This window comes from Haloferax sp. Atlit-6N, assembly GCF_003383195.1.
Lineage (GTDB): Archaea > Halobacteriota > Halobacteria > Halobacteriales > Haloferacaceae > Haloferax > Haloferax gibbonsii.
Genome location: NZ_QEQJ01000388.1, coordinates 1 through 441 on the forward strand (window position 1 = coordinate 1; position 441 = coordinate 441).

A 441-nucleotide genomic window follows, 5' to 3' on the forward strand; every position below is an offset into this window, starting at 1 on the left:
TCCTTGAGCACCGACGGTTTCGATTGTCACGTCGCGCACTTCTCCCTCCTCAACAGGAGGACCAGATGAATCATGGCTCGTGCTTTCCTGAGAGGCGGGATGCCGTGGGCTCTGTGGAGATGTTGATTCAGCTTCGGAGGATGAATCAAGAAGAGCGATGCGATACGTTTCATCAACAGTCAGCGCCCCATGCCTGATCTCACTCGGAGGAATCTCGATGACGAATGTGCCATCCTCCTCCGTAATTTTCGCAGTGAACAGCGAACACAGGGAGTCTGAGATTTCTACCATAACTGGGTTTGATACTGGATACAATTAATCGGTCTCTTTGAGAAGGAGCGAACTGTATCAGCTGTCCTCAGCTGGTTCTTCCCAAGGAATGTCTCGCTTGTGGACTACAGCGAGCTTCGAGTCGTCATCATCTTCCATTGCACTAAGACC

At 51.0% G+C, this 441-nt stretch carries 1 protein-coding gene; it reads right to left on the reverse strand.

Features of this window, described 5'->3' with window-relative positions:
* On the reverse strand, window positions 1–291 hold a 291-nt coding region (locus DEQ92_RS22885; protein WP_115821825.1), incomplete at its 3' end, for a deoxyribonuclease.
* Window positions 292–441: the final 150 nt, after the last annotated feature.